We start from the raw sequence: 24174 nt of genomic DNA on the forward strand, positions 1-24174 counted from the left end.
TGGGTTCCAAACGATGAACTCACTCTAGGGGCTTGTGTCCAGGCGATAAACGAGCAACCTTGGCGATCACTGTTTGTAGAAACCAAACAATCGGATCGACACCCGAGGCACAAATGGATCGTTTTGATGCGATGCAAGCGTTCGTTCGAGTCGTGGAGGCGGGCAGCTTCACCAAGGCGGCTGAAACCCTGCACATGAGCAAGACCACCGTGACCCAATTGGTGCAGCAGCTCGAGGCACGGTTGCGGGTCAAGTTGCTCAACCGCACCACGCGCAAGGTCAACGTCACCGCCGATGGCGCGGTCTATTACGAGCGGGTGATCCGGCTGCTGGCCGACATGGACGATGCCGAGACCAGCGTTTCCGGCGCCCAGGCGTTACCTCGCGGGCGACTGCGGGTGGACGTGCCGAGCCCGCTGGCGGCGATGATCCTGATACCGGCCTTGCCAACGTTCTACGGGCGATACCCGGACATCCAGATCGACATGGGCGTCAGCGATCGCATCGTCGATATGCTCGATGAGAATGTCGATTGCGTGGTGCGCGGTGGTGAGTTGAGGGATCAGTCGCTGATCGCCCGGCGTGTCGGCGACCTTGCCCTTGGTGTCTTTGCCGCGCCGAGTTACCTGGCACGGTTCGGCATGCCCGCGCATCCGCGCGAACTGGAAGATTCGCACCACCGCACCGTGGGTTTCCTGTGGGCACGCACCGGCAAATCCTTGCCCTACGCCATGCGTCGTGACGGTGAGCTGCTTCACGTCAAAGGGCGCTACGCGCTGGCCATCGACGACGGCAACGCTTACCTCGCGGCCGGTTTGGCAGGGCTGGGTGTGCTCTGGCTGCCCAAGTACATGTCCGGGCCTCATGAAGCGCAGGGCGGGTTGGTGCCGCTGTTCGAAGACTGGCACCTCGAGCCGATGCCGCTGTATCTGGCCTATCCACCGAACCGGCACATCAGCGCCAAGTTGCGGGTGTTCATCGAATGGGTCGTGGAATTGATGGCGCAACATGCGCCGGTTGACGCCAAGGGAAGGGCGCAATGATCGCCGAAGGACTCGTTGTACTGCTGGACTACACCCTGTATCTGCTGCCGGGCCTGGCGCTCTTCGGCCTCTGGTTCGCGTTGACGCCCAAGACCCAGACAGCGTTGCGCATCGTGATTTTGCTATTGGCATTCGTGTTGATGCGCGATGCGATGACGCCCTTGGGCATGTGGTCCCTGAATGGCGATCTGCAGATTGGTTTTCTGGCCAACCCGTTTGTGCTGGCGATGTTGGGCGTTTCGTCGCTGCTGTTGGTCGCGTTGAGCGCGCGCCTGTTGCCGGACTTGTGGCAACTGGTGGTTCTATTCAAAGGCAATCGACTGGCTGGCCTGGTCTTGGGCATCGCCGTGGGTTGCCTGATCGGTTTGCCGCTGCGGCTTTATCAAGGGGCTGAAACGGCGATTCCGGGTTATGGGGCCTGGCTGCTCGGCATGGCGGTGCTGGCCTATGGCGCCAACGCGCTGGAAGAGGTGCTGTTTCGTGGCTTCTTGCAGGGCTACCTCGAGCTGCACGTCAGCGCCCTGCGCGCGGCGCTGATCAGTGCCCTGGCGTTTTCCGCGCTGCATGCCTTTCTCGCCTTGAGCGTCACCCAACTCGGTTGGCCGGTTTTGCTTTTTACGTTGATTGAAGGCCTGGCCTGCGGGCTCATTCGCATGCGCTACGGCGTCGTTGCATCGACCGCTACTCATGGGACGGCGATATTGCTGATTGCGGTGCCGATGGTGGGTAATCAGTGAGTTAAACCAGTCATGATTAATCAAAGGGACGACCTGAAAAACGCCTGGCGCAGAAAAAACCGGCGTTATGCTTGAACGCTTGACCTCTTCCCCCAACTGCCTTATTTTCGGCGCCCCATCGGGGCGGCTGCCGATTTTTCGCTGCTTTCGCGTCATTCAAAAGGATTTGTTCATGAGCCGCGCTCAACGCGTTTTGTTGTTCGCCTGCCTGTTCCCTTCGTTCGTTTTTTCCGCGCCGACCGCTGAGCGGGCCGAGCTGATGGCGGTCTATCGTCAGGCTGTTTCGCATAACTCCGACCTGGCGGCAGCCCGTGCCGATTACGCCGCTCAACAGGAATTGGTGCCGCAGGCACGGGCCAATCTATTACCCGTGATCAGCACGGGGGCCACGTTTGAAGCCACTCGCCTGTCGCGAGATGAGCCAGCGCTTGAACGGGGGCGCAGCGGCAATACGATCCAGGCCAACCTGAAACAACCCTTGGTCAACGCTGCATTCTGGTATGAATTCAAGGCTGCCAAGGCTAGCGCTGTACAAGCGGCCCTGGAGCTGTCGGCCAAGGAGCAAGCGCTCATTCTGCAAACGGCGCAGGCCTATTTTGAAACGCTGCGCGCCACGGACGAGCTGGCGGCATCGGAGGCTGAGGAGACCGCGCTCAAGCAGCAAATGGATCAGGCGCAAGCACGTTTGAAGGGTGGACTGTCGAGCATCACGGATGTCCTGGATGCTGAGTCTGCTTTCGATAATGCCCAAGCCAATCGCCAACTGGCGCAGCGCAAGGTTGAAGACGCTTTCGAGCAACTGGTGCATTTGACCAATCAGCAATACACCAGTATCGAGGGCATGCAACATCAATTGCCGGTGTTGGCGCCGATTCCCAATGATACGAAGTCGTGGGTAGAAGGTGCTGTCGAGCAGAACCTGATGCTGTTGGCGAGCAACTACGCCGTCGAGGCCGCCGAAGAACGCTTGCGTCAGCGTCAATCCGGGCATGCGCCAACGGTCGATGCGGTGGCTTCCTATCGCAAGGGCGATAACGACAGTTTTGGCTACAGCAACCCGACTGATTTTGGTCGCGATGGTTACCGTGGAAACGTCGCCCAGAGCAGTGTCGCTGTGGAAGTGACCGTCCCGCTCTACAGCGGGGGGCGCGTCAGCTCCCAGGCCCATGAGGCTTATCAGCGGTTGACGCAAAGCGAGGAGTTGAGGGAAAGCCAGCGCCGGGAAGTGGTCCTGGATACCCGTAACTATTTGCGCGCCGTCAACTCCGACATCCAGCAGATAAAAGCCCGGCGGCAGACGATCCTGTCTAGCCAGAAATCCTTGAAGGCGTCCAAGGTCGGCGCGGATATCGGGACCCGCAACACCGTCGACGTGCTCAATGCCCAACGTCAACTCTTCAAGTCCGTGCGTGACTATAACGACGCGCGTTATGACTACATTCTCAATAACCTGCGTTTGAAACAGGCTGCCGGTACGCTTAGTGCCAACGACCTGCAACAGCTTGCCGTGTATCTGAAGGCAGACTACCAGCCGCAGCGTGATTTTCTTCCCCCTGAGCTAATGTAAGGCTCTGGCACAGGCGTTAGAAGACGGTTCCTGATCGACAGAGACCGAAAAATCGAATAATGTTTTTTTGATATCGTTCTTGACTCGGACCTTGGCGCCAAGCGGAACACCGTGCCCCCCCAAGGATGTCATGGGGACTCGCTAATGAATTTTCCGCATGGAAGCGTTTATGCAAGAACAAGGTACTTCTCCAGGGCCATCGGCGGCGCTGGACACGGGGCTGGCCTGTCTGGCCATGTTGGCGCGTTTTCACAACGTTGCCGTTTCCACAGAACAGCTTACCCACGAATACGTGGCTGAAGGGCAGTTGTTCGGCAAAGCCGAAATACTGCTGGCCACGCGTCAGCTTGACCTCAAGGCCAAGGCTATCCGCACCACATTCGAACGGCTCGGGCAAACGCCTTTGCCTGCGATTGCCTGTGCCAGTGACGGCGGGTTTTTCATCATTGCCCGTATGGACCAGGAAAAAATCCTGATCCATGACCCCAGGTCCCAACGCCCCGAGATGATCAGCGCCGAACAGCTTCAGGCACGCTGGGGCGGTGAATTGATTCTCATACGGTCCCAGTCGTCGTTGGCGGGCGAGCTGTCCAAGTTCGATTTCACCTGGTTTATCCCGGCCATCGTCAAATATCGAAAGCTATTGGGTGAAGTACTGCTGGTTTCTTTCGTCCTGCAGATATTCTCGTTATTGACCCCGCTTTTCTTCCAGGTCGTCATGGACAAGGTGCTGGTGCACCACGGGCTCACCACGCTGGATGTGATCGCCATTGGGCTGCTGGGCATCATGTTGTTCGAGACAGTCTTGAGCGGGTTGCGCAGCTATGTGTTCGCGCACACGGCCAGTCGCATCGATGTTGAATTGGGCTCCAGGTTATTCCGGCACCTGGTGACGCTCCCTCTCTCGTATTTCCAGGCACGGCGGGTCGGTGACTCCATCGCTCGGGTCCGCGAGCTTGAAAATATTCGCAGCTTTCTTACCGGCAACACCATTACGTTGGTGCTGGATGTGCTGTTTTCGGTGGTGTTCATCGCCGTGATGTTTTTCTACAGCGGCTGGTTGACGCTGGTGGTGCTGCTGTCACTGCCGTTGTACGTCGTGGTTTCCCTGTTGATTACACCGGTGCTGCGCGCCCGCTTGAACGAAAGCTTCGCCCGGGGTGCCGAGAACCAGGCCTTTCTGGTGGAGACGGTCAACGGCATCGACACGTTGAAATCCATGGCGGTCGAACCCCAGATCACCCGCAAATGGGACAACCAACTGGCGGCCTACGTCAGCGCCGGTTTCAAGACCCAGACCTTGTCGACTATCGCCAATGAAAGCGTCTCTCTGATCGGCAAGCTGGTGACTGTTGCAACCCTATGGCTTGGTGCCCGGCTGGTGATCGACGGGCAACTGTCGGTGGGCCAGTTGATTGCCTTCAACATGCTCGCAGGCCGGGTCGCGCAACCGATCATGCGCCTGGCTCAACTGTGGACCAATTTCCAGCAGACCGGTGTTTCGGTGCAGCGTCTGGGGGATATTCTCAACACGCGGACCGAGATGTCCCAGGCGACCCGCAGTGCATTGCCCGCATTGAAGGGCCGGATCGAATTCGACCAGGTGCATTTCCGTTATCGCCCTGATGGCTCCGAGGTGCTGCGCAGCGTAAGCCTGGAAATAGGCGCTGGAGAGGTGATCGGCATCGTCGGACGCTCCGGCTCCGGCAAAAGCACGCTGACCCGCCTGTTGCAGCGCCTCTTCGTCCCTGAGCGCGGCCGCGTCTTGGTGGATGGCATGGACCTGGCGCTGGCCGACGTTTCTTCGCTGCGCCGTCAAATCGGCGTTGTGTTGCAGGACAACATGCTGTTCGCCCGCAGCATCCGCGAGAACATCGCATTGACTGATCCCGGAGCGCCGCTGGAGGCGGTCATGCAGGCGGCGAAAATGGCCGGGGCCCATGACTTCATTCTTGAGTTGCCCGAGGGCTACGACACGGTGGTCGGCGAGCACGGCGCTTCGCTGTCTGGCGGGCAACGTCAGCGCGTGGCGATTGCCCGAGCCTTGATCGGCAACCCGCGAATCCTGATTTTCGATGAAGCGACCAGTGCGCTGGACTATGAGTCGGAGCGGATCATCCAGCAGAACATGCAGGCCATTTGTAAAGGGCGAACGGTGATCATCATCGCCCACCGGCTTTCGGCGGTGCGCGATGCCAACCGGATTGTCGTCATGGATCGCGGACAGATCGTCGAACAGGGCACCCATCAGGAGCTCCTGGCCCATCAAGCGGGACACTATTCTCGCTTGCACCGTTTGCAACAAGGATAGTTGGCATGAGCGAACCCTCAGCAACACGTGCGTTGTTGCGACGCTATCGGACTGCCTGGCGCCAGGCATGGCGCCACCGCAAACAGTTGGACACGCCGAATCGGCTTGCCCATGAAGTGCAGTTCCTGCCGGCCGCGCTCGCCTTGCAGGATCAACCTGCTCACCCTGCGCCACGCTACATCCAATGGACCATCATGGGCTTCGCCGCGCTGGCGCTTGTGTGGGCCTGCGTCGGTGAAATCGAAGTGGTCGCCACGGCGCGCGGCAAGGTCGTGGCAAGCGGCAAGAGCAAGACCATCCAACCGAGCGAAGTGGCGGTGGTGAAAGCCATCCGGGTCTACGATGGGCAATGGGTCAAGGCCGGGGATGTCCTGGTGGAGTTGGACACCAGTGCCACCAGTGCTGACGTCAGTCGCTTCAAGAGTGACTTGCTGGCGGCCGAGGTCGATAGCGCCAGGGCCACGGCGTTGCTGGAGGCGATTCAAAGTGGCAAGGAACCCGGTTCTCTTGCCACTTACCTGCTTCAGGCCGATCCGCCGCAAGTGATGGCCGCACAACGCTGGCTTCAGGGGCAATATCTGGAGCTACGCAGCTCCCTGGATCAGGTCGATGCCGAAGTCGAGCAGCGCACGGCGGAAATCCAATCGGCCAAGGCGATGGTGGCCTCGCTGCAACAAACGCTGCCGATCACCCGCCGTTTGGCCCAAGACTATCGAGAGCTGCTCGATCAGCAATATGTGCCACGCCACGCCTACCTCGAAAAACAGCAGGCCCTGTTGGACCAGGAGCGGGACATGGCCGTGCAGCAGGCGCGCGTGATCGAACTCAATGCCAGCCGCAAGGAAGCCGAGCGCCGACGCCAGGGCATCCTCGCCCAGACCCGCCGGGCAATGCTCGATTTGCAGCAGCAATCGGAACAGAAAGCGGCTGCACTGGCACAAGAACTCAAGAAGGCCGAACAACGCGACCACCTGATGAGCCTGACCGCGCCGGTGGATGGCACGGTACAGCAACTGGCAATTCATACCGTGGGCGGTGTGGTGACGGCGGCCCAGCCGCTGATGGTGGTCGTGCCTAATGACCAGCCGATGGAAGTCGAGGCCATGCTGGAAAACAAGGACGTCGGTTTCGTCCGCCAGGGCCAGCCAGCCACGGTAAAAGTCGAAACCTTTACCTTCACCAAATTCGGCACGGTTGAAGGTGAAATTGTCAGCGTTTCCAACGACGCGATCGAAGACGAGAAGCGTGGCTTGATCTACAGCAGCCGCATTCGCTTGTTGCAGGATTCCATTCTGGTACACGGGAAAAAAGTGCCTTTGTCTCCCGGGATGTCGGTCACGGTGGAAGTGAAGACGGATCGCCGGAAGGTGATTGATTATTTCCTGAGTCCGTTGCAGCAGTATGCAGGTGAGAGTTTGCGGGAAAGATAGGCTGCACCAAAGTTACGCTTATCTTGCGTGCAAGTCTGCTGGACAGCCATGGGGGCGAGCGGTGTGGGATGTTAACGACGGAATTGAAGGCATTTTCTTTGATACTGGAAGGCAGTCTGGTTTATCTGGGGTTGCTGTTGGGGGGGGGGTTGACGATAAGGCCCGCGAACGCCGCTTCGCTATTTATATGGGGTTGCAGCGTTCCGCTTACTGTCGTTTCTCATGCTGTTTGGATTTTTTCCAGTGGGGGTGATAAATGGAGTCCGGCGATACTTTTTATTGAAGTTTTTTTTGCTCGCGCAGCTCGGTTGGTTTGGGGGCGGGCTAGCTGTTATGGGTGTGGTTATTAAAACGAAAGCAACTGTTTTGAAGGCAGTGGCGTTGTGGACTTCCATTGTCTCGGTATCTTGTCATGGCCTGTTTTTGGCGCTGATTTTTGTTTTTGGGTATGGCTCTTCATAAACAGTTTTTGGTTGTTGCAGGATTAATAGGGATGACCCTTTGGTGCGCTGTGAATCTCATCAGGTGACGTTTGTGAGGAGGTGTTTATGCTTGTCAAGGCTTTGTCGGTAATAACAAGGATTCTTGTTGTATCCGTTTGTGTTTTTTTTGCGGGATGTTCGAATAAGATTCTGATAGTCAAGCCGATTGACGTCTCCCGCGCGGGTCAATTAGCCAACGCACAGTTTACGGTTGACCAGGCGGGCGGATACAGAATCGCTTTGTTGTTCGTCTGGAGTAAAAACATATCCGAAAGAGAAGCGCAGGGAAAGCTGTGGGGTGGCGGATTGTACAGAGAGGCAGGGGTGCCGATACCGATCGGTTTGCGCGTTCTGAAGAATGGCAAGTTGTTTGTTGAAGAGCAGATAATGACGGAGGGTGTTAATTCTGGTCAGGCCTTTGAGTATGAAGGGGATCACAAGTCTGCGCAGGTTAGGGATATCAAGTATTTGACTCTTACCCCTGGCGAGTACTCGGTTGAGATTGTAACTCTGGATGAAATTGAAGTGCTTAAGGGTACTGAAAGTTATGTAGAGTTTTCTTATTATGATCCGAAAATTTAATTTTTTGAGCTGGTGAGCGAAGGGATTCACGAATGGAAAAAAACTATAGTGTTACATATAAGGTCGCAGGGGTTGGTGCGGATTATATCTATCAGCAGGACAAAAATGCCCATAAGGCGGGAGACCTGCACGACTCCCCCGGTGGGCATATGTGGTACAGCGTCAGTGATGGAGTGGCGAAGCAGAGTTACGGTTTTGCTTCAAGGCTTGATGAGATGTTTGGACCAGGACAAGTAACAAACGAAGATGATGGTGGCTATCAGGAAACAATTTATGAGGTCACCTTGAAGTTGACCGAGGCGCAATACAACGCGCTGATGACGTTTTCCAATGGGCCCGATAGTGGCGGTTTTGACGCCTCGACATACGATCTGTTAAAAAACAGTTGTGTGGATTTTGTATATGCTTCGCTGAAGACTATTGGTTATAACGAAAGCGGATTTGAGGGCGACCTTTTTCCAGGTAATAATCCGGATAATCTGAAGGCACTTCTTCATGGCTTCGGCGCACAAATTATCCGTGACGATCTGACGCGACACGGTGCTTATTATGACGATGGCGAGAGCTGCCTGTGGCTCGATCCTACTGACCGTGTCAATGCTGCCCCAGTAAAGAACGAATTTGCCCTGAATACCGACCTCGTCTCAGGTATTAAATACAAGGATTCGATCGACCACGACGCTGCGGCCCAACAAGTCAGCAATGGTCTGATCACCAGCGGTGGCGGTTGGAACCTGAGCTCCGATCCCAATAAGCTCAACCTGAATCAATACCAAGGTAACTGGATCAACAACACCTTTACCGCCGCAGCTACCCAGATCTTGGCTGATGGTTATCGTCCCGGCAACGTCAATACCGTCAAGGAAGTTTTCGATTTCAGCCTGCGCAATTCCAGCCAGGGCCTTTCCTATGGCAGCACCTTGGGTGCCTTGCTGAACTCCGGTGATGCGAGGGCACGGGTGACACTGCCCACCGACCCACTGGTATTGGATCTCAACGGCGATGGTGTACGCCTAACCAACTATCTGACATCCCCTGTGTTCTTCGATACTGACAATGATGGCGGCAGCCTTGAAGAAACCGGTTGGGTCAGCCCCGAGGATGGCATCGTAGTCGTTGACGCCAATGCCAACGGTAGAATCGACAATATCAGCGAGACACTTTCGGAATATTTTGGCGGGACGGCAGGTACCGGTGGCGAAGCGGGGCAAAAGCGTTTCGCTAATGGTTTTGCCGCGCTAGCCAGCCTGGATAGCAATGCCGATGGCGTTTTCGATAGGCAGGATGCTTCCTGGTCGAGCGTCAAGGTCTGGGTAGACTCGAATCACGATGGTAAGAGCTGGAACGATCTCAACGGCAACGGCGCGATTGATGCAGGTGAAGGCAGTGAACTCAAATCATTCTCGGATCTGGGAATTACCCAGATCAACCTGAACAATCAAGTACAAAGTGGCGAGGTACGTGACGGCAACGAAGTCTTGGCACGTGGCACTTTCATGCAGAACGGTACAAGCAAGGAAGCCATTGCCGCCAATTTCCTGGCCAACCCCAACGGTCATGTCTTCACCGCAAGTGGAGCGGGCACCGTAATCTCGACCCAAGGCTCGGGAGAAGTCTCGGCCGTGAAAGGGTATGTTTCATTGTCGCCCACAGGCGAAACTATCGATGTCGCTCAGAAGGGCGTCAATAACGCCACCGGAGGATCGGGCAATGATGTGTTGCTGGGGGATGCCCAGACCAACTGGCTCGCTGGCGGCCAAGGCAGCGATACCTTCAACGGCGGCGCAGGTGACGATGTTCTGCTGATTGATGGGGACGACCTATCCGCGAATATTCACGGTGGAGAAGGCACTGATATCGTACAGGTGCTTGGCGACAAAGGCGTCTATCTGAACTTGACCGAGGCAAGCGTGGAAGTTGCCCAAGGTGGACGCGGCAATGACATATTCATTGGTGGTGGGAACAGTACGGTCTACATGCGAGGTGGGGACGGCGACGATGTATTGGTCGGCGGATTGGCCAACGATGCGCTGTCAGGTGAAAACGGCAACGACACCGTTCTGGGCGGGGCAGGCAACGACGTGCTGCGCGGTCACCGTGGTAATGACCAGCTTCAGGGTGGTTCCGGCAATGATCTGATCGACGGCGGCCAGGATGACGACAACCTGAGTGGTGGTGTCGGCGATGATGTCCTTACCGGCGGGGCCGGCGACGATCACATTGATGGTGGTAGCGGTCTGGACGTTGTCGAATTGTCAGGTGACTTCGCCGATTACCGCATTACCCGAACCGCCGAAGGCGTCTGGATCAGCGATACCGTGGCGGGCCGCGATGGTACGGATTTCCTGCAGAACGTCGAGAAAGCCAACTTCAAGAACCTGAAGCTGGTGGAGATCCCGACCGCGACCAGCGAGGGCATGGAAAACGCGCTGCTGGTCAAGGATGTCCTGGGCAAGGACAAGAACGGTGTGGCGTTCGAGCGCACCAGCGCGCACTTGATCGGCAAGGAACAACTGCTGCAGAACGACATCGATTGGCAGCATGACGCGCTGCACATCACCGGCTTGTTCGATGTGGTGGGCGGAACGGCGGTCGTGACCCAGGCCGGTGACGTCTTGTTCACGCCGGACGCGACCTTCACCGGCATCATGGGCTTCAAGTACACCGTCGCCGATGCCAAAGGTAACGAGGCCAGTACGATCGTCAACATGGGCACCGGCGAAAGCGCGACGATGCGTGCCGCTGTCTATCTGAAGACTTCCGACCTGCCCGACGATCCACTGGTGACCGATCAGTGGTACCTGTCCCAGGCCAATATCCTGCCGGTCTGGAAGGACTACACCGGCAAAGGCGTCAGGATCGCCGAGATCGAGACCAACAGTCCGTTCGGCACCACCAAGGAAATCCTGGATTACCGGCACGCCGACCTGAAGGACAACATCGACCAGAACTGGCTGGCCAATACCACGCCAGGGCAAATGGCGGGCGAGGGCAGCGGTGGCAAGTTCAGCGACCACGCGACCCTGGTCGCCGGGGTGATGGTCGCCGCTCGCAATGGCGAGGGCAGTGTCGGTGTCGCTTACGACGCCACGGTGGCCGGTTACTGGGTCAATAAAGACGACTTCAGCAACATGTCCCACATGTATGAATACGATGTGGTGAACCACAGCTGGGGCAGCAACTTTCACTTCGACCTGAAGTTCAGCCCCACCGAGCTGGGAACGTTGCCGACGGCCTATTACCAGGCCATCGACGAAGGACGCCACGGTTTGGGCACGGTGATTGTCACGGCGGGCGGCAACGACCGCGAGAAGGGCGGTAACACCAACTACTCGAACGTCTCCAACACCCGCAGCAGCATCGTGGTCGGCGCGATCAACGCCACCACCGACCTGGGTGCGTTGCAGCTGGGCGGCAAGCCATTTTCCAGCCCTGGCGCCAGCATCCTGGTCAGCGCACCAGGCTCGAACGTCACGTCGACCTCACGCCTGGTACAGAACGACAACGGGTCCACGTTCGGTGGCGACACCAGCGTTTCCCAAGGCACCAGCTTTGCGGCCCCCATCGTCTCCGGCATCGTGGCCTTGATGCTGGAAGCCAATCCGGAGCTGGGTTATCGCGATGTGCAGCAGATCCTGGCGATTTCGGCCCGCAAGGTGAACGACCCCACGACCTCGTGGCAGACCAACGGTAGCCAGAACTGGAACGGCGGCGGCATGCACGTCAGCCACGACTACGGTTATGGTGAAGTCGATGCCCGGGCCGCCGTGCGTTTGGCGGAAACCTGGAACATCCAGCAGACGTTGGGTAATGAGTTGCGCCTGACAAACCCGCTGGAATCCGGCGTGCTCAATCGCGCGATTACCGACGGACAGGGCGCCGGCATCAGTCATTCGCTGACGATGGGAGCGGTCGACATTTTGGCCGAGCATGTCGAGGTCAAGGTCAACCTGAGCCATGCGCGGCCAGGGGACCTGATTCTCAAGTTGATCTCGCCGTCGGGCACCGAATCCATCCTGATGAATCGTCCGGGCAAAGCCCCGGGCAGCGCGGCGACGGATCGGGGGAATGCCGATTTTGACGGTCAGAACACCTTGAACTACGTCTTTGGCACGGCTCTGCTGCGTGGCGAAGCGGTGCAAGGGAACTGGACGCTGCAAGTGATCGACAGTGTGACCGGCGATACCGGGACGCTCAACAGCTGGAGCCTGAACGTCTATGGCAAGGGCGATACGATTGACGACCAGTATGTGTACACCAACGAGTACGCCCAACTGGCCGCTTCGGGCGGGCGCAATGCGCTTAACGACACCGACAATGGTCAGGACACGATCAACGCGGCGGCGATCTCCAGTGCCAGTGTGATCGATTTGTCTAAAGGCGAGGCCACCCTGGCCGGCGCTCGCTTGGCGATCACCAATGCCGCGCAGATCGAGCACCTGATCGGGGGTGAATTCGCCGACACGCTGATTGGTAACGCTGCGGACAACCATCTCTCCGGTGGTCGTGGCGATGATGTGTTGTCGGGTGGTGCCGGCGTCGATACGCTCATCGGCGGCAAGGGCAACGACACCTTGACCGGCGGCGCTGACACGGATTATTTCGTGATCGACAAGGCCGCGGGCGACATCGACACCGTCACTGATTTTGTGATCGGTACTGACCGAATCGTTCTGTCCGGCTTTGATGACGAGGTCTATACGGCGGCGACCATTACCCAACAAGGCGCCGACACTCGGTTGAGCCTGGCGGATGGGCAAGTCCTGCTACTCAAGAACGTTCAGTCCGAAGGCCTGACGCTAAAGAACTTCGTTCACATCCCGGAAGGTGTGCGCCTGAGTCGGTTGGAGCAGGCTTCTGGCTACGGTTTCGGGCTCAGCGGTGCCAATACCGAGCGCAATCTGCCGGACGTGACCGGTAGTTTCCTGTATTGGGCCCACGATGGTGGCGAGCGCGTATTTGGCGGCACCGGTGCCGATACGATCGTAGGTGGCCAGGGTGACGATGTACTGGTTGGAGAGTCTTCGACGGCCTCGACCGTGGGTGGCAATGACATTATCAGCGGAGGCGAAGGCTACGATGTCATCCGTGGCGGTGCTGGCGATGATGTATTGCGTGGCGACGTCGGGCTGGATTACCTGGGCGGTGACGCCGGCAACGATGTCCTCTACCTCGAAGGTGACCAGGCCATCGAGGACCATGCCTTCACCACCGTGCTGTCACCGAACATCAACCTGAGTGGCGCCGCGACGCACACCGGTGCCTCCGTCGCGGGCGGTGCCGGTAATGATCGTTTTGTGCTGGTCGAAGACCTTCTGGGTAGTGCCTCGCAGGGGATCATGGGTAACCTGATCGATGACTTCGAAGTCGTCAATCCCAACGAGAAGATCGATCTTTCGCAGATTCGCGCGGTACACAGCTTTGCTGAATTGAACTTCAGTACCGTGACGGTCGATGGCGAGCAATATCTCAGGGTCTGGCTGGGCACGATGGCCAGCGGTACTCAGTACATCACGCTTAAAGGCGTAACTGCCGGCCAGCTCTCGGCAGCCAATTTCATTTTCGGCCAAGCGGTAACACAACCCAAGGTGTTGCTGAGCGGTACAGGCGCAAATGATCTGTTGGTTGGCGACGCCGGAGGCAACACGCTTGACGGTGGCGCCGGCGCCGATGTCCTTGAAGGGCGGTTGGGGGACGATACCTACATCGTCGATAACGCAGGGGATGTCATCAAGGAAGTCGTGGGCGGTGGCTATGACGTGGTCAAGTCCAGTGTCAGCCATGTCCTGGCCAGTGAGGTGGAGTCTTTGCAATTGCAGGGCAGTGCCGCCATCAATGGGACCGGTAACGAGCTCTCCAACCGTCTGGTTGGCAATAGCGCAAACAACATTCTGGATGGCGCCGGCGGCTCTGATGTGATGATCGGCGGCCTGGGCGACGATACCTATGGCGTGGATGACGGTTCCGACCGGATCGTCGAATCCGAAGGTGCGGGCACCGATACCGTCAATTCCTCGGTCTCCTTTACGCTCGCCAACCACTTGGAAAACCTGAGCCTGACCGGTAACGCGGCGATCAATGCCACGGGCAACGCGGCCAACAATGTCCTGCGTGGCAACGTTGCCGATAACCGTCTCGACGGCGCCCAAGGCGCTGACCGGATGATCGGTGGCCTGGGCAACGACACCTACTTCGTGGATAGCGCCGGTGACGCCGTCGTGGAAGACCTCTACGGCGGCAATGACAAGGTGATTTCCACCCTCGACTACACCTTGGCGGCCAATGTCGAGGCATTGACCTTGTCCGGTCCGGCCTTGAATGCCACTGGTAATGAGCTGAGCAACGAACTGATCGGCAACGAGCGCAATAACCGCTTGTATGGGGCTGCGGGCGATGACTTCCTGCAAGGTGGCAGGGGCGACGACCGCTACGTATTCGGCGTCGGCCAGGGCCAGGATCACATCAGTGAAGACCTGGAAGCGGCTGGCGGCATTGACACCATCGTGTTCGAAGCGGGTATCAAGGAAAGCGATGTCGCTGTCGACCATTCGGCCCGGGGCATGGTGCTGCGCCTGAATGACGGCCAGCAAATCATCTCCGGCTGGACGGCCGCTCGCGGTCATAGCGTCGAGCGTATCGAATTCGCCAACGGGACGGTCTGGAACACCGCAACGCTGTCGACCCAGGCCAATCGGGCGCCAACCGTATCGACCGCGATTGTCGACCAGAAGGTCGCCGAGGACAGCGCTTTCGTCCTGACCCTTGCGGCCAATGCTTTTGTCGACGCGGATACGGGCGACGCTCTCCAACTGAGCGCAACCCTTGCCGACGGCAAGCCGTTGCCCACCTGGTTGAGTTTTGACGCCAAGACTCGCACGTTCAGTGGTACGCCCGGTAATGACGCGGTGGGTAATGTGGCGATCCGGGTCACGGCAACCGACAAGGCGGGGCTGTCTGTCAGCGATAGCTTTGAAGTCCAGGTCAGCAATACCAACGATGCACCGGTCCTGGTCAAGGCCATTGCCGACCAGTCCGTCGTCGAGGGAGCGCCTTTGACGTTCGCGCTGCCGGCAACCACGTTCACGGATATCGATGCCGGGGACCGGCTGAGCTACCAGGCGACGTTGGCCAACGGTTCGGCGCTTCCTGCGTGGCTGGTATTCGATGCGGCCACTCGCACCTTCAGCGGCACGCCTTCGCAGGCTGGAACCGTCTCGGTCAAGGTTTCAGCAGTGGACCTGTCTGCGGCCGTGGCCAGTGACCTGTTCGACATCGTGGTCAATGCCCAAGCCGTCACCAACGGCACCGCGGCTGCCGATAGCCTCAACGGCGATGCCTCGGGCAACGTCATCAACGGGCTGGGCGGTGATGACTCGATTTACGGTCGGGAAGGTAACGATGTGCTGAACGGCGGTGATGGCGCCGACTGGATCTCCGGTGGCGACGGCAACGATACCTTGGACGGTGGCGCCGGCAATGACAGCCTGCGTGGCGATTTTGGTAATGACACCTATCGGTTCTACCGAGGCATGGGCCAGGACAGCGTCATCGATTATGACTGGACGGTCGGCAACGTCGACACCATCAAGGTCGCGGCTGATATTGCCCCGGCCGATGTCATCGTCAGCCGGGACCAGACTTACCTCACGCTGGCGATCAAAGGCACGACCGATAAATTGTCGATCACCTTCTTCAATAGTTCGAATTACATCGTGGAGCGCGTCGAGTTCGCCGATGGAACAGTCTGGGGAGTTGACGCCCTCAAGCAAATGACCAAAGGCGTCGCCAGCAGTGCTGCCGATACGTTGTTTGGCGACATCGGGGCCGATGTACTCGATGGGCTTGAGGGGGATGACAAGGTCTACGGTGAGGCAGGTGACGACCGACTGGAAGGCGGCGCCGGTAACGACTCGCTGGGCGGGGGGGATGGCAATGACATCCTCAACGGTGGCGCGGGTAACGATTATCTGAATGGCGATAACGGTAACGACCGCCTCGATGGCGGTATCGGTAGCGATCGATTGTCGGGGGGCGCCGGCAACGATACCTATCTGTTCTACAGGGGCATGGGTCAGGACACTGTCCAGGAGTTCGATTCGACCACTGGAAACAGCGATACGATCAAGGTCGCCGCCGACATCAATCCAGGCGATGTCATCGTCAAGCGTGAGGGGAGCGATGTTTACCTCGCCATCAAGAACACCACTGACCGGATGACCATCTACAGCTACACCGACGCCAACTATCAGGTTGAACGCGTCGAGTTCGTAGACGGCACCGTCTGGTCCGTCAGCGATCTCAAGCGCCTGTCGGTAGAGGTCGCCACCAATGGCGCCGATACGTTGATCGGTGACGAAGCCAACGATCGGTTGGACGGGCTTGACGGTGATGACAAATTGTCTGGCCTGGCCGGCAACGATGTGCTCAACGGTGGAGCGGGTCGGGATACGCTTGACGGTGGGATGGGGCTGGATACGCTGGACGGTGGGGCGGGCAATGACTCGCTGTACGGCGGTTCCGGCAACGACACCTATCTCTTCCAGCGTGGTGGTGGCCAGGACCTGATTTCCGATCGCGACTGGACCAGGGGCAATCTTGACGTGATCAAGTTGGCCCAAGGGATCAGCCCAGGCGACATAAAGGTTGCTCGCGTGGGCTACAACCTGGAACTGACGATCCTCGGTACCACCGACAAGCTGACCGTCAACGAATGGTTCCTTTCCACGGACTCGCAGGTTGAACAGGTTCAGTTCGCCGACGGCACGCTCTGGGACGCCGCAACCCTGACGACCCTGTCCAAGGGCGTGGCGAGTGAGGGCAATGATGTCCTGCAAGGCGACGAGTCCAGCGCCGATATCCTCAATGGACTGGGTGGTGATGACTCGCTCTACGGATTGTCGGGCAATGACACACTGAACGGTGGCGCCGGCAGCGACAAGCTCTTTGGTGGCGCGGGCATGGACACGCTCGATGGTGGCGCCGGCATTGATTTCCTTTATGGGGATGCCGGCAACGATACCTACCAGTTTTACCGCGGGGTCGGGCAGGATTGGATAAGTGACTACGACTCTTCGGTGGGTAACCTGGATACGATCAAGGTAGGGGCAGGCCTCAAGCCGTCCGATATCCAACTCAGTCGTGATACCTACGACCTTTTCGTGGGCATTGCAGGAACGACCGACAAGCTGACCGCTTCCAGCTGGTTCTCGAGCAGCGCGTATCGGATCGAACAGATCCAGTTCGACGACGGAACCCTCTGGAGTGCCGACACCATCAAGAGCATGACCAAGGGCACGGCAACTTCCGGTAACGATGCACTGTTCGGCGAGGATGCGCTGGCTGACTCATTAAGTGGCCTTGACGGTGATGACAAACTTTACGGGTTGGGTGGTAACGACACGCTGTCGGGTGGCAACGGGGCCGATGAACTGAGCGGTGGCGAAGGCTCCGACACCTTGCTGGGTGGGGCGGGTGATGATTGGTTGTCTGGTGATACAGGTTCCGACACCTTGCAGGGTGGGGCAGGTGATGACCGGTTGTCTGGTGATACAGGCTCCGACACCCTGATAGGTGGAACAGGCAACGATCAGTTGAGTGGGGATCGTGGTAATGATCTTTATCGATTCGAGCGTGGGGATGGTCAGGATGATATTGACGATTTCGACCCGGACGCCAACACCGATGTGCTGCAGTTCGGTGCCGGTATTTCCGCCAATCAACTCTGGTTCAGTAAGAACGGCTGGGACCTGGAAGTGAGTGTCATTGGCACCACCGATAAAGTGACGATCTCCAAATGGTCGTTCTGGGGGCCGGGTAACTGGGAGAAAGCCCAGAACATCGAGCAGTTCCGTACCGCCGATGGCAAGGTCCTGTTGGACAACCAGGTCGATCAATTGGTTGGCGCCATGGCCGCTTTCGCGCCACCGGCTCCCGGTGAGACTTCACTGCCGCAGAACTACCAGGCCTCGTTGAACGCTGTGATTGCCAGCAACTGGCAATAGTGCCCCAAGCTGCCGCGCCTCAAGGCGCGGCAGTCACATTGGCGGTACGGTTGCCCTGATGCTAGACAAAAACGCCCGTCAGGGCGTTTTCTGATTAATACGACCTTTTTTCAACGTGATTAGCCGCTACGCTGATCTCTAATGATAACGGTCGCTCGCGGGTTCTCGACGGCCTATTAAACGGTTGTAAGGGAGGCCCTCCATGGACCGATTCACCGGCGGTTGCCTGTGCGGCAACGTTCGTATCCAAGCCTCGGGCCGTCCGTATCGGGTTGGCCTCTGTCACTGCCTCGACTGTCGCAAGCATCACGGCGCGCTCTTCTACGCTGCCGCTGTGTTTCCACAGGATGCCGTGACGATCGAAGGTGAAACACGGGATTACGCCGGGCGCTTTTTCTGCCCCCGCTGCGGCTCGTCGCTGTTCGCCCGCTCGGGTGACGAAATAGAAGTGCACCTTGGGACGCTGGACGCCCCCGATCAACTGATGCCCACCTACGAAAGCTGGACCGTGCGCCGCGAGTCATGGCTGCCGGCGTTTCCGCTCACCCGACATTACGCGCACGACCGTGAGGGCACCGGGCGGGCTGAGGAGTAGGGCGGTCATTCGAAGCCGACAATCGCCTTGATCTCCAGATACTCCTCGAACCCGTGAACCCCATACTCACGGCCATTGCCCGAACGCTTGTAGCCACCGAACGGTGCCATCGGGTTCCACGCCGGGTAGTTCAACAGCACTTGCCCTGAGCGGATACGCGATGCAACGGCGCGGGCAAGATCAAGGTCCTGGCCCTGGACATGCGCGCCCAGCCCATAGACGGTGTCGTTGGCGATGGCGACGGCTTCATCCACCGTGTCATAGGCAATGATGCACAGCACCGGACCGAAGATTTCTTCCTGGGCGATGCGCATGGCGCTGTCGACCTGCGAGAAAACCGTGGGGCGGGTGTAGAAGCCTTGTTCGAGACCCTCCGGGCGTCCTGGGCCGCCGCAGACAAGCTTGGCACCTTCATTCATGCCCACTTCGATCATGGCTTGCACGCGATTGAACTGGGCCTCGTTGGCGATGGGACCGAGCACGGTTGCTTCCAATTGTGGATCGCCCACGATGATCGCGTCGGCGGTGGCAGCAGCCAACGCCTCGACTTCCGCCAGGCGGTTCCTTGGCACGATCATTCGGGTCGGTGCGCTGCACGATTGGCCGACGTTGCGAAATGCCGACATCACGCCCGGCGGCACGGCCTTGGCGAAGTCGGCGTCGGGCAACAGCACGTTCGGGGACTTGCCGCCCAACTCTTGGGTAACGCGCTTGACCGTAGGGGCGGCGGCCTGGGCCACCAGTGCGCCCGCGCGGTTCGAGCCGGTGATGGAGATCAGGTCGATGTCGGGATGCGCCGCCATGGCCGCACCGACCTCGGCACCGCTGCCGTTCACCAGGTTGAAGACGCCGGCAGGCAGGCCTGCGTCATGTACCAATTGTGCGAAGAGAAGGGCGCTCAGGGGCGACAGTTCGCTGGGTTTCAACACCACCGTGCAACCGGCGGCAATCGCCGGGGCGACTTTGGCGGTGATTTGATACAGCGGCCAGTTCCACGGCGTGATGAGGCCGCAGACGCCAATGGGTTCGCGTTGAATGGCCGTGCCATGCTCAATCTTCTGGAAGTTGTAAGTGGACAGCACATCGCGGGCCACCCGAACGTGTTCGGCGGCCAGCGGCACTTGCATGGCCCGTGCGAAGCCGATGGCCGCGCCCATTTCCAGCGAGAGCACCTGGGCCAGTTCTTCTTTGCGTTCAAGGATCAGCCCATGGATCTTTCCCAGGATTGCCACGCGGGTATCCACCGGAGTCGAAGACCAGCCGGGAAATGCTGCGCGAGCCGCCGCTACGGCGCGGTCAACGTCTTCGCCGGACCCTCGGGCGACCTCGGCAATGACTTGCTCGGTAGCGGGATTGACCACGGGCAGCGTGGCCGGGTATGCCGGAGACTGCCAGTCACCATTGATATAAAACTGCTGGGACGTGCGCGGGGTGTTCAAAAAGGGGGTGGTCATCCAACGGGCTCCCATAGAGCGGTGATAGCACTGCCGGCGACAGATCCTGAGGCCGTTTTTCTTCTCGATAAACTAACAAAGCGGCCCGGATGGGATATGCCGTTCTCAAGCCTGGCAAAGAAGAATCTGCTGTATCTGCCGGGCTAACTTGGCAAAAAAAGTGGCAGCGTCCGTCCGGGGCAAAAAGGGCGCCCAGTCGCTTGTGTCATATGAGTCTGCCGGTGCCAGGCGTGCTCATCTGAGGCATTGTCAGGGCGGTCGGTTCGGTGAACCGGCGAATATCAAAGGGGCTGATCAGGGTGCGGGTGCTGCCGGTGCTGATCAGCTCGGCCATGACGTCGCCGACGCCGGGGCCGAGCTGGAAGCCATGCCCGCAGAACCCAAAGGCATAGAACAACCCCTTGATCTTGCCGCTTGGCCCCATGATCGGCAGCGAGTCTGGCGTATAGCTTTCGATGCCGCTCCACACCCGGATAATGTTGAGGTTCGCCACCCCGGGCAGCAGGCGGCTCATCTGATGCATCTGGTTGAGCAGGCTCTCGGGCTTGAAGTAGGCGCGACGGTTGATCATGTCCGGTTTGCAGCGGTTACCGCCGCCGATGATGAGGTTGCCTCGGGGGATCTGCCGGAAATAAATCACCTCCTCCTTTATCTTGGTGAACACGCCGATCACGGTCGGCAAGGCATAGGGCACCGGCTCGGTGACCGACATCTGTGGGCCATTGGCTTCCAACGGCACCGCTTCGCCGAATTGTTCGGACAGCTTCGCCCCCCACGCGCCCGCCGTGATCAGCAGTTGCTCGGCGATGAATAGCTGGCCGTCGGTGGTGGTCACGTGGAATTGGTCATTCACCTTTTGCACCGTGGCGACTTCTGTTCGCTCGCGGATGCTGGCCCCGGCCCGTGTCGCCGCGCGGGCAAATGCCGGGGCGGCCAGGCGCGGGTTGGCGTGGCCGTCGTGAGGGGCGTACGAGCCGCCCTTGACCTGCGCGCCGAGGAACGGGAAACGTGCGTGCAAGGCCTTGCCGGTGATGATCTGCAAGTCCAGTTCGCGGGCTTCGGGGGCGGCGGCGTAGGCTTCAAGCTCGGCGATTTCGTCCTCGCGATAACAGACGCGCATATGGCCGCTGGGGATGAACTCCAGGTCATCGCCAATCAACTCGGGGAGCCGTTTCCACAACCCGTACGAGCGATTCGACAGTTCCAGCTGGCCGAGGAATCGCCCTTGGCGTCGCACGTTGCCGAAATTCACGCCACTGGCGTATTGGCCGATCAGGTCGCGTTCCAGCAGGGTCACCGAGTGCCCACGCTGGCGCAGGAAAAACGTCGACGCCGACCCCATGATGCCGCCGCCGATAATCAGTACATCGCTTTTTTCTGGCTTCATGATGTTCTCTCACTCCCTGCCAGCGCTTCGATTTCGATCAGGTACCCATGGTGCAAGGCGGGGACGGGCACCACCGCGCGCGCAGGCCGGTGTTCGCCGAGATAGCGGGCGTAGATCCGGTCGAAAGCCGGCCAGTGTTCGATGCCGGCGACATAGACCGTCACTTTCAGCAGGTCGCTGGGGCTGCGGCCTGCTGCGCCGAGAATCGCCATCAGGTTGTCCAGGGCGATGGCGGCTTGCACTTCGAACGGTTGGTCGACGCTGTGGCTGCCATCGGTGCGTATCGGCAGTTGCCCGGACACGTACAAGACGCCCTGGTGCAAGACCGCTTGGGCGTAATGTCCGCCCGCAGCGGCCGCCTGGGTTGTGTGAATCAACTCGATTTCACCAGCCATGCAGACGACTCCAGGTGTGCACCGCGCCCGAGGCATCGCAGGCGCGGTAATCAGGGAATTGCGCACCGGTGGCGCAGGCGTGGTTGGGCAGGATGCGCAGGCGACTGCCGATGGGAAACCGCTCGGTGATATCGATGTCCGCGGGACTGGAAAGGGTGACGATGCCGTGCTCCTGGTTGGCGCTGGTGAGCAGGGCGCCTTCGATCCAGTCGCCAGCTTCGCTGCACACTTGCCCATACCCGAAATCCCGTTGCTGGCGCTGCGTACCCCGATCACGACTCATGGCCATCCAGCCGGCATCGGTGATGATCCAGCCTTTGTCCGGCTGGTGACCGATGACTGTGGTCAGTACGCTCAGGGCCAGCTCATCCGCCTGGCAAACACCGATGTTGTGCATCACCAGGTCGAAGAATACATAGACGCCGGCGCGCACTTCAGTAACGCCTTCCAGGCTTTGCGCCGAGAGTGCCGTGGGTGTGGAGCCGATGCTGACCTCGGGGCAGGCCAGCCCGGCTGCGCGGATGCGTTGGGCGGCGCTGACGCAGAGGTGGCGTTCTTGTTCGGCCAAGGCTTGCAGCGCTTGGGGCGTATCGAGCTCGTAGCTGGACCCGGCGTGGGTCATGACGCCGCAAAGCTGCATGCCGCCTTCGCTGAGTCGCCGCGCGATGTCGACAAGTGCATCGTCTTCAACGCGCACGCCGGACCGATGACCGTCGCAATCGATCTCGATCCAGACCTCGAAACGTTCGTCGTGCTGCCTGCCGAACTCGACGATGGCCTGCGTCGCCGCCAGGCTATCGGTCAAGATGCTCAATCGACAGCCCTTGCGCCGCAGCGTCAGGGCCTGGGCCAGTTTGCCGGGTGCCATGGACACGGCATAAAAGATGTCGCGGATGCCTTCGGCGAAGCAATGCTCGGCTTCCTTAAGGGTCGACACGGTGATGGCGCTGGCGCCTGCTGCAAGCTGCGCCCGAACCACCGGCAGGCATTTGCTGGTCTTGATGTGCGGGCGCAAACGCACGCCCAAGGCGTCCATGCGTTGTTGCATGCGCTGGATATTGCGCTGCATTCGCGGCACATCGATGAGCGCGACCGGGGTATCGAGGGAAGAAATTGAGACTGGCATGAACGAGACTCGCGGGTGAAAGACAGGCTCGACTCTACTCAGTCGTCGTAAAGCCGTGGTTCAATGCGCTGTCATCAATCATTAAGTTGAACTGAATGATCAGCCTCGAAGACCTGCGCATGGCCGTGACGCTGGCACGCTGCGAATCGTTGAGCGCCGCTGCCAGGGCCCTCAATGTTTCGCCGCCGGCGCTGTCCATGCGCCTACGCAAACTGGAGACGCTCCTGGGCCTGACCCTGGCCAATCGCGACGCCCGGCGGCTGAGCCTGACCGCCGACGGCGAGCGTTTCTCGCGCCAGAGTGCGCTATTGCTGGAACAGCTGGAGGCGCTTCCCGAATCGTTCAGGCAGCAAGACGATCAACTGGCCGGCACTCTCAGGCTGGCGGCACCGTTCGGCTATGGACGCCAACGCCTCGCGCCGCTGCTGGCCCGTTTTGCCAGGTTGCACCCGCAGCTATGCCTGCATCTGGATCTTCGGGAAACGCCCTGGCCTGACCGTCATGACAGCGATGCGGTGATTCACATCGGTCACCTGAGCGACAGCCAGTGGGTCGCCCGACCCCTCACGCAAAATGACCGATGGCTGTGCGCCAGTCCCGCTTACCTGGAGCAGAACGGCACACCGCTAGCGCCGGAGCAACTCGCCGAGCATCGCTGCATCTGTATTCGTGAGAACGATGAAGATGTCACCCTGTGGCACTTGCGCAATGCGCACGGGCGCAAGACCCTGCGGATCAAGCCTGCCTTGTTGAGCAACGACGGCAGCGTGGCCCGACGCTGGGCCGAACAGGGCCTGGGGCTGGTGCTGCGTTCGCAATGGGACGTCAGCAAAGCCATCGCCGACGGCCGCCTGGTACGGGTGCTCGCCGATTGGCAATTCGACAGCGCCCCAATCAACCTGCTGGTGCCCTCGCGCAAACTGCGCAGCGCGCGGGTGCAGGCGTTGGTGAGCTTCCTGGAGGCCGAACTGAAGGTCTGAATAGGACACTGCTCCTACCGACCACCGCCATCGCGAGCAAGCTCGCTCCCACAATGGATCTGCGGCGTTCCTTGAACCGGTGTC

General features: G+C 59.3%; 13 protein-coding genes. 9 read left to right on the forward strand and 4 right to left on the reverse strand.

Features of this window, described 5'->3' with window-relative positions:
- Window positions 1–113 precede the first annotated feature (113 nt).
- The 8 genes from KGA89_RS12065 (at window position 114) to KGA89_RS12100 (ending at window position 18748) form a co-directional block, all read left to right on the forward strand.
- Window positions 114–1043, forward strand: a complete 930-nt coding sequence (locus tag KGA89_RS12065) for a LysR family transcriptional regulator (RefSeq protein WP_013693682.1) — start codon at window positions 114–116, stop codon at window positions 1041–1043.
- Window positions 1040–1780, forward strand: a complete 741-nt coding sequence (locus KGA89_RS12070) for a CPBP family intramembrane glutamic endopeptidase (RefSeq protein WP_057449076.1) — start codon at window positions 1040–1042, stop codon at window positions 1778–1780. The genes KGA89_RS12065 and KGA89_RS12070 overlap by 4 nt, the downstream gene beginning before the upstream one ends.
- Window positions 1781–1952: 172 nt before the next feature.
- A complete protein-coding gene (locus KGA89_RS12075; RefSeq protein ID WP_223471656.1) occupies window positions 1953–3347 on the forward strand; it encodes a TolC family outer membrane protein in 1395 nt (464 codons plus the stop codon).
- 169 nt (window positions 3348–3516) lie between these two features.
- Complete coding sequence (locus KGA89_RS12080) at window positions 3517–5658, forward strand: type I secretion system permease/ATPase (protein WP_223471657.1); 2142 nt, start codon at window positions 3517–3519, stop codon at window positions 5656–5658.
- 5 nt (window positions 5659–5663) lie between these two features.
- The gene (locus KGA89_RS12085) at window positions 5664–7088 is read left to right on the forward strand and encodes an HlyD family type I secretion periplasmic adaptor subunit (protein WP_223471658.1); all 1425 of its coding nucleotides are present in this window, start codon (window positions 5664–5666) and stop codon (window positions 7086–7088) included.
- A 548-nt stretch (window positions 7089–7636) separates the two neighbouring features.
- Window positions 7637–8152 carry a DUF5625 family protein gene (locus KGA89_RS12090; protein ID WP_223471659.1) on the forward strand — a complete coding sequence of 172 codons (516 nt, stop codon included), beginning with the start codon at window positions 7637–7639 and terminating at the stop codon, window positions 8150–8152.
- 389 nt (window positions 8153–8541) lie between these two features.
- Window positions 8542–18153, forward strand: a complete 9612-nt coding sequence (locus tag KGA89_RS12095) for a calcium-binding protein (protein ID WP_223471660.1) — start codon at window positions 8542–8544, stop codon at window positions 18151–18153.
- Window positions 18154–18355: 202 nt separating this feature from the next.
- Complete coding sequence (locus KGA89_RS12100; RefSeq protein WP_223471661.1) at window positions 18356–18748, forward strand: GFA family protein; 393 nt, start codon at window positions 18356–18358, stop codon at window positions 18746–18748.
- A gap of 5 nt (window positions 18749–18753) precedes the next feature.
- On the opposite strand, the gene KGA89_RS12105 is transcribed toward KGA89_RS12100, so the two are convergent.
- From KGA89_RS12105 to KGA89_RS12120, 4 genes are all read right to left on the reverse strand, one after another.
- Window positions 18754–20202 carry an aldehyde dehydrogenase family protein gene (locus KGA89_RS12105; RefSeq protein ID WP_223471662.1) on the reverse strand — a complete coding sequence of 483 codons (1449 nt, stop codon included), beginning with the start codon at window positions 20200–20202 and terminating at the stop codon, window positions 18754–18756.
- A gap of 205 nt (window positions 20203–20407) precedes the next feature.
- Complete coding sequence (locus tag KGA89_RS12110; RefSeq protein ID WP_223471663.1) at window positions 20408–21589, reverse strand: NAD(P)/FAD-dependent oxidoreductase; 1182 nt, start codon at window positions 21587–21589, stop codon at window positions 20408–20410.
- Complete coding sequence (locus tag KGA89_RS12115; RefSeq protein ID WP_003203211.1) at window positions 21586–21984, reverse strand: RidA family protein; 399 nt, start codon at window positions 21982–21984, stop codon at window positions 21586–21588. The genes KGA89_RS12110 and KGA89_RS12115 overlap by 4 nt, the downstream gene beginning before the upstream one ends.
- Entirely contained in the window at window positions 21974–23110 is a 1137-nt protein-coding gene (locus KGA89_RS12120; protein WP_223471664.1) for a DSD1 family PLP-dependent enzyme, read from the reverse strand. Before KGA89_RS12120 ends, KGA89_RS12115 begins: the two co-directional genes overlap by 11 nt.
- Window positions 23111–23205: 95 nt before the next feature.
- Here KGA89_RS12120 and KGA89_RS12125 point away from each other — a divergent pair, with 95 nt between their 5' ends.
- Window positions 23206–24090 carry a LysR family transcriptional regulator gene (locus KGA89_RS12125; RefSeq protein WP_003203208.1) on the forward strand — a complete coding sequence of 295 codons (885 nt, stop codon included), beginning with the start codon at window positions 23206–23208 and terminating at the stop codon, window positions 24088–24090.
- The last annotated feature ends 84 nt before the right edge of the window (window positions 24091–24174 follow it).

The organism is Pseudomonas sp. A-RE-22 (assembly GCF_019956035.1).
GTDB lineage: Bacteria > Pseudomonadota > Gammaproteobacteria > Pseudomonadales > Pseudomonadaceae > Aquipseudomonas > Aquipseudomonas brassicacearum.

Coding starts and splice junctions, on each gene's coding strand:
- KGA89_RS12065 (WP_013693682.1), top strand. CDS start 114: ATGGATCGTTTTGATGCGATGCAAGCGTTCGTTCGAGTCGTGGAGGCG.
- KGA89_RS12070 (WP_057449076.1), top strand. CDS start 1,040: ATGATCGCCGAAGGACTCGTTGTACTGCTGGACTACACCCTGTATCTG.
- KGA89_RS12075 (WP_223471656.1), top strand. CDS start 1,953: ATGAGCCGCGCTCAACGCGTTTTGTTGTTCGCCTGCCTGTTCCCTTCG.
- KGA89_RS12080 (WP_223471657.1), top strand. CDS start 3,517: ATGCAAGAACAAGGTACTTCTCCAGGGCCATCGGCGGCGCTGGACACG.
- KGA89_RS12085 (WP_223471658.1), top strand. CDS start 5,664: ATGAGCGAACCCTCAGCAACACGTGCGTTGTTGCGACGCTATCGGACT.
- KGA89_RS12090 (WP_223471659.1), top strand. CDS start 7,637: ATGCTTGTCAAGGCTTTGTCGGTAATAACAAGGATTCTTGTTGTATCC.
- KGA89_RS12100 (WP_223471661.1), top strand. CDS start 18,356: ATGGACCGATTCACCGGCGGTTGCCTGTGCGGCAACGTTCGTATCCAA.
- KGA89_RS12105 (WP_223471662.1), bottom strand. CDS start 20,202: ATGACCACCCCCTTTTTGAACACCCCGCGCACGTCCCAGCAGTTTTAT.
- KGA89_RS12110 (WP_223471663.1), bottom strand. CDS start 21,589: ATGAAGCCAGAAAAAAGCGATGTACTGATTATCGGCGGCGGCATCATG.
- KGA89_RS12115 (WP_003203211.1), bottom strand. CDS start 21,984: ATGGCTGGTGAAATCGAGTTGATTCACACAACCCAGGCGGCCGCTGCG.
- KGA89_RS12120 (WP_223471664.1), bottom strand. CDS start 23,110: ATGCCAGTCTCAATTTCTTCCCTCGATACCCCGGTCGCGCTCATCGAT.
- KGA89_RS12125 (WP_003203208.1), top strand. CDS start 23,206: ATGATCAGCCTCGAAGACCTGCGCATGGCCGTGACGCTGGCACGCTGC.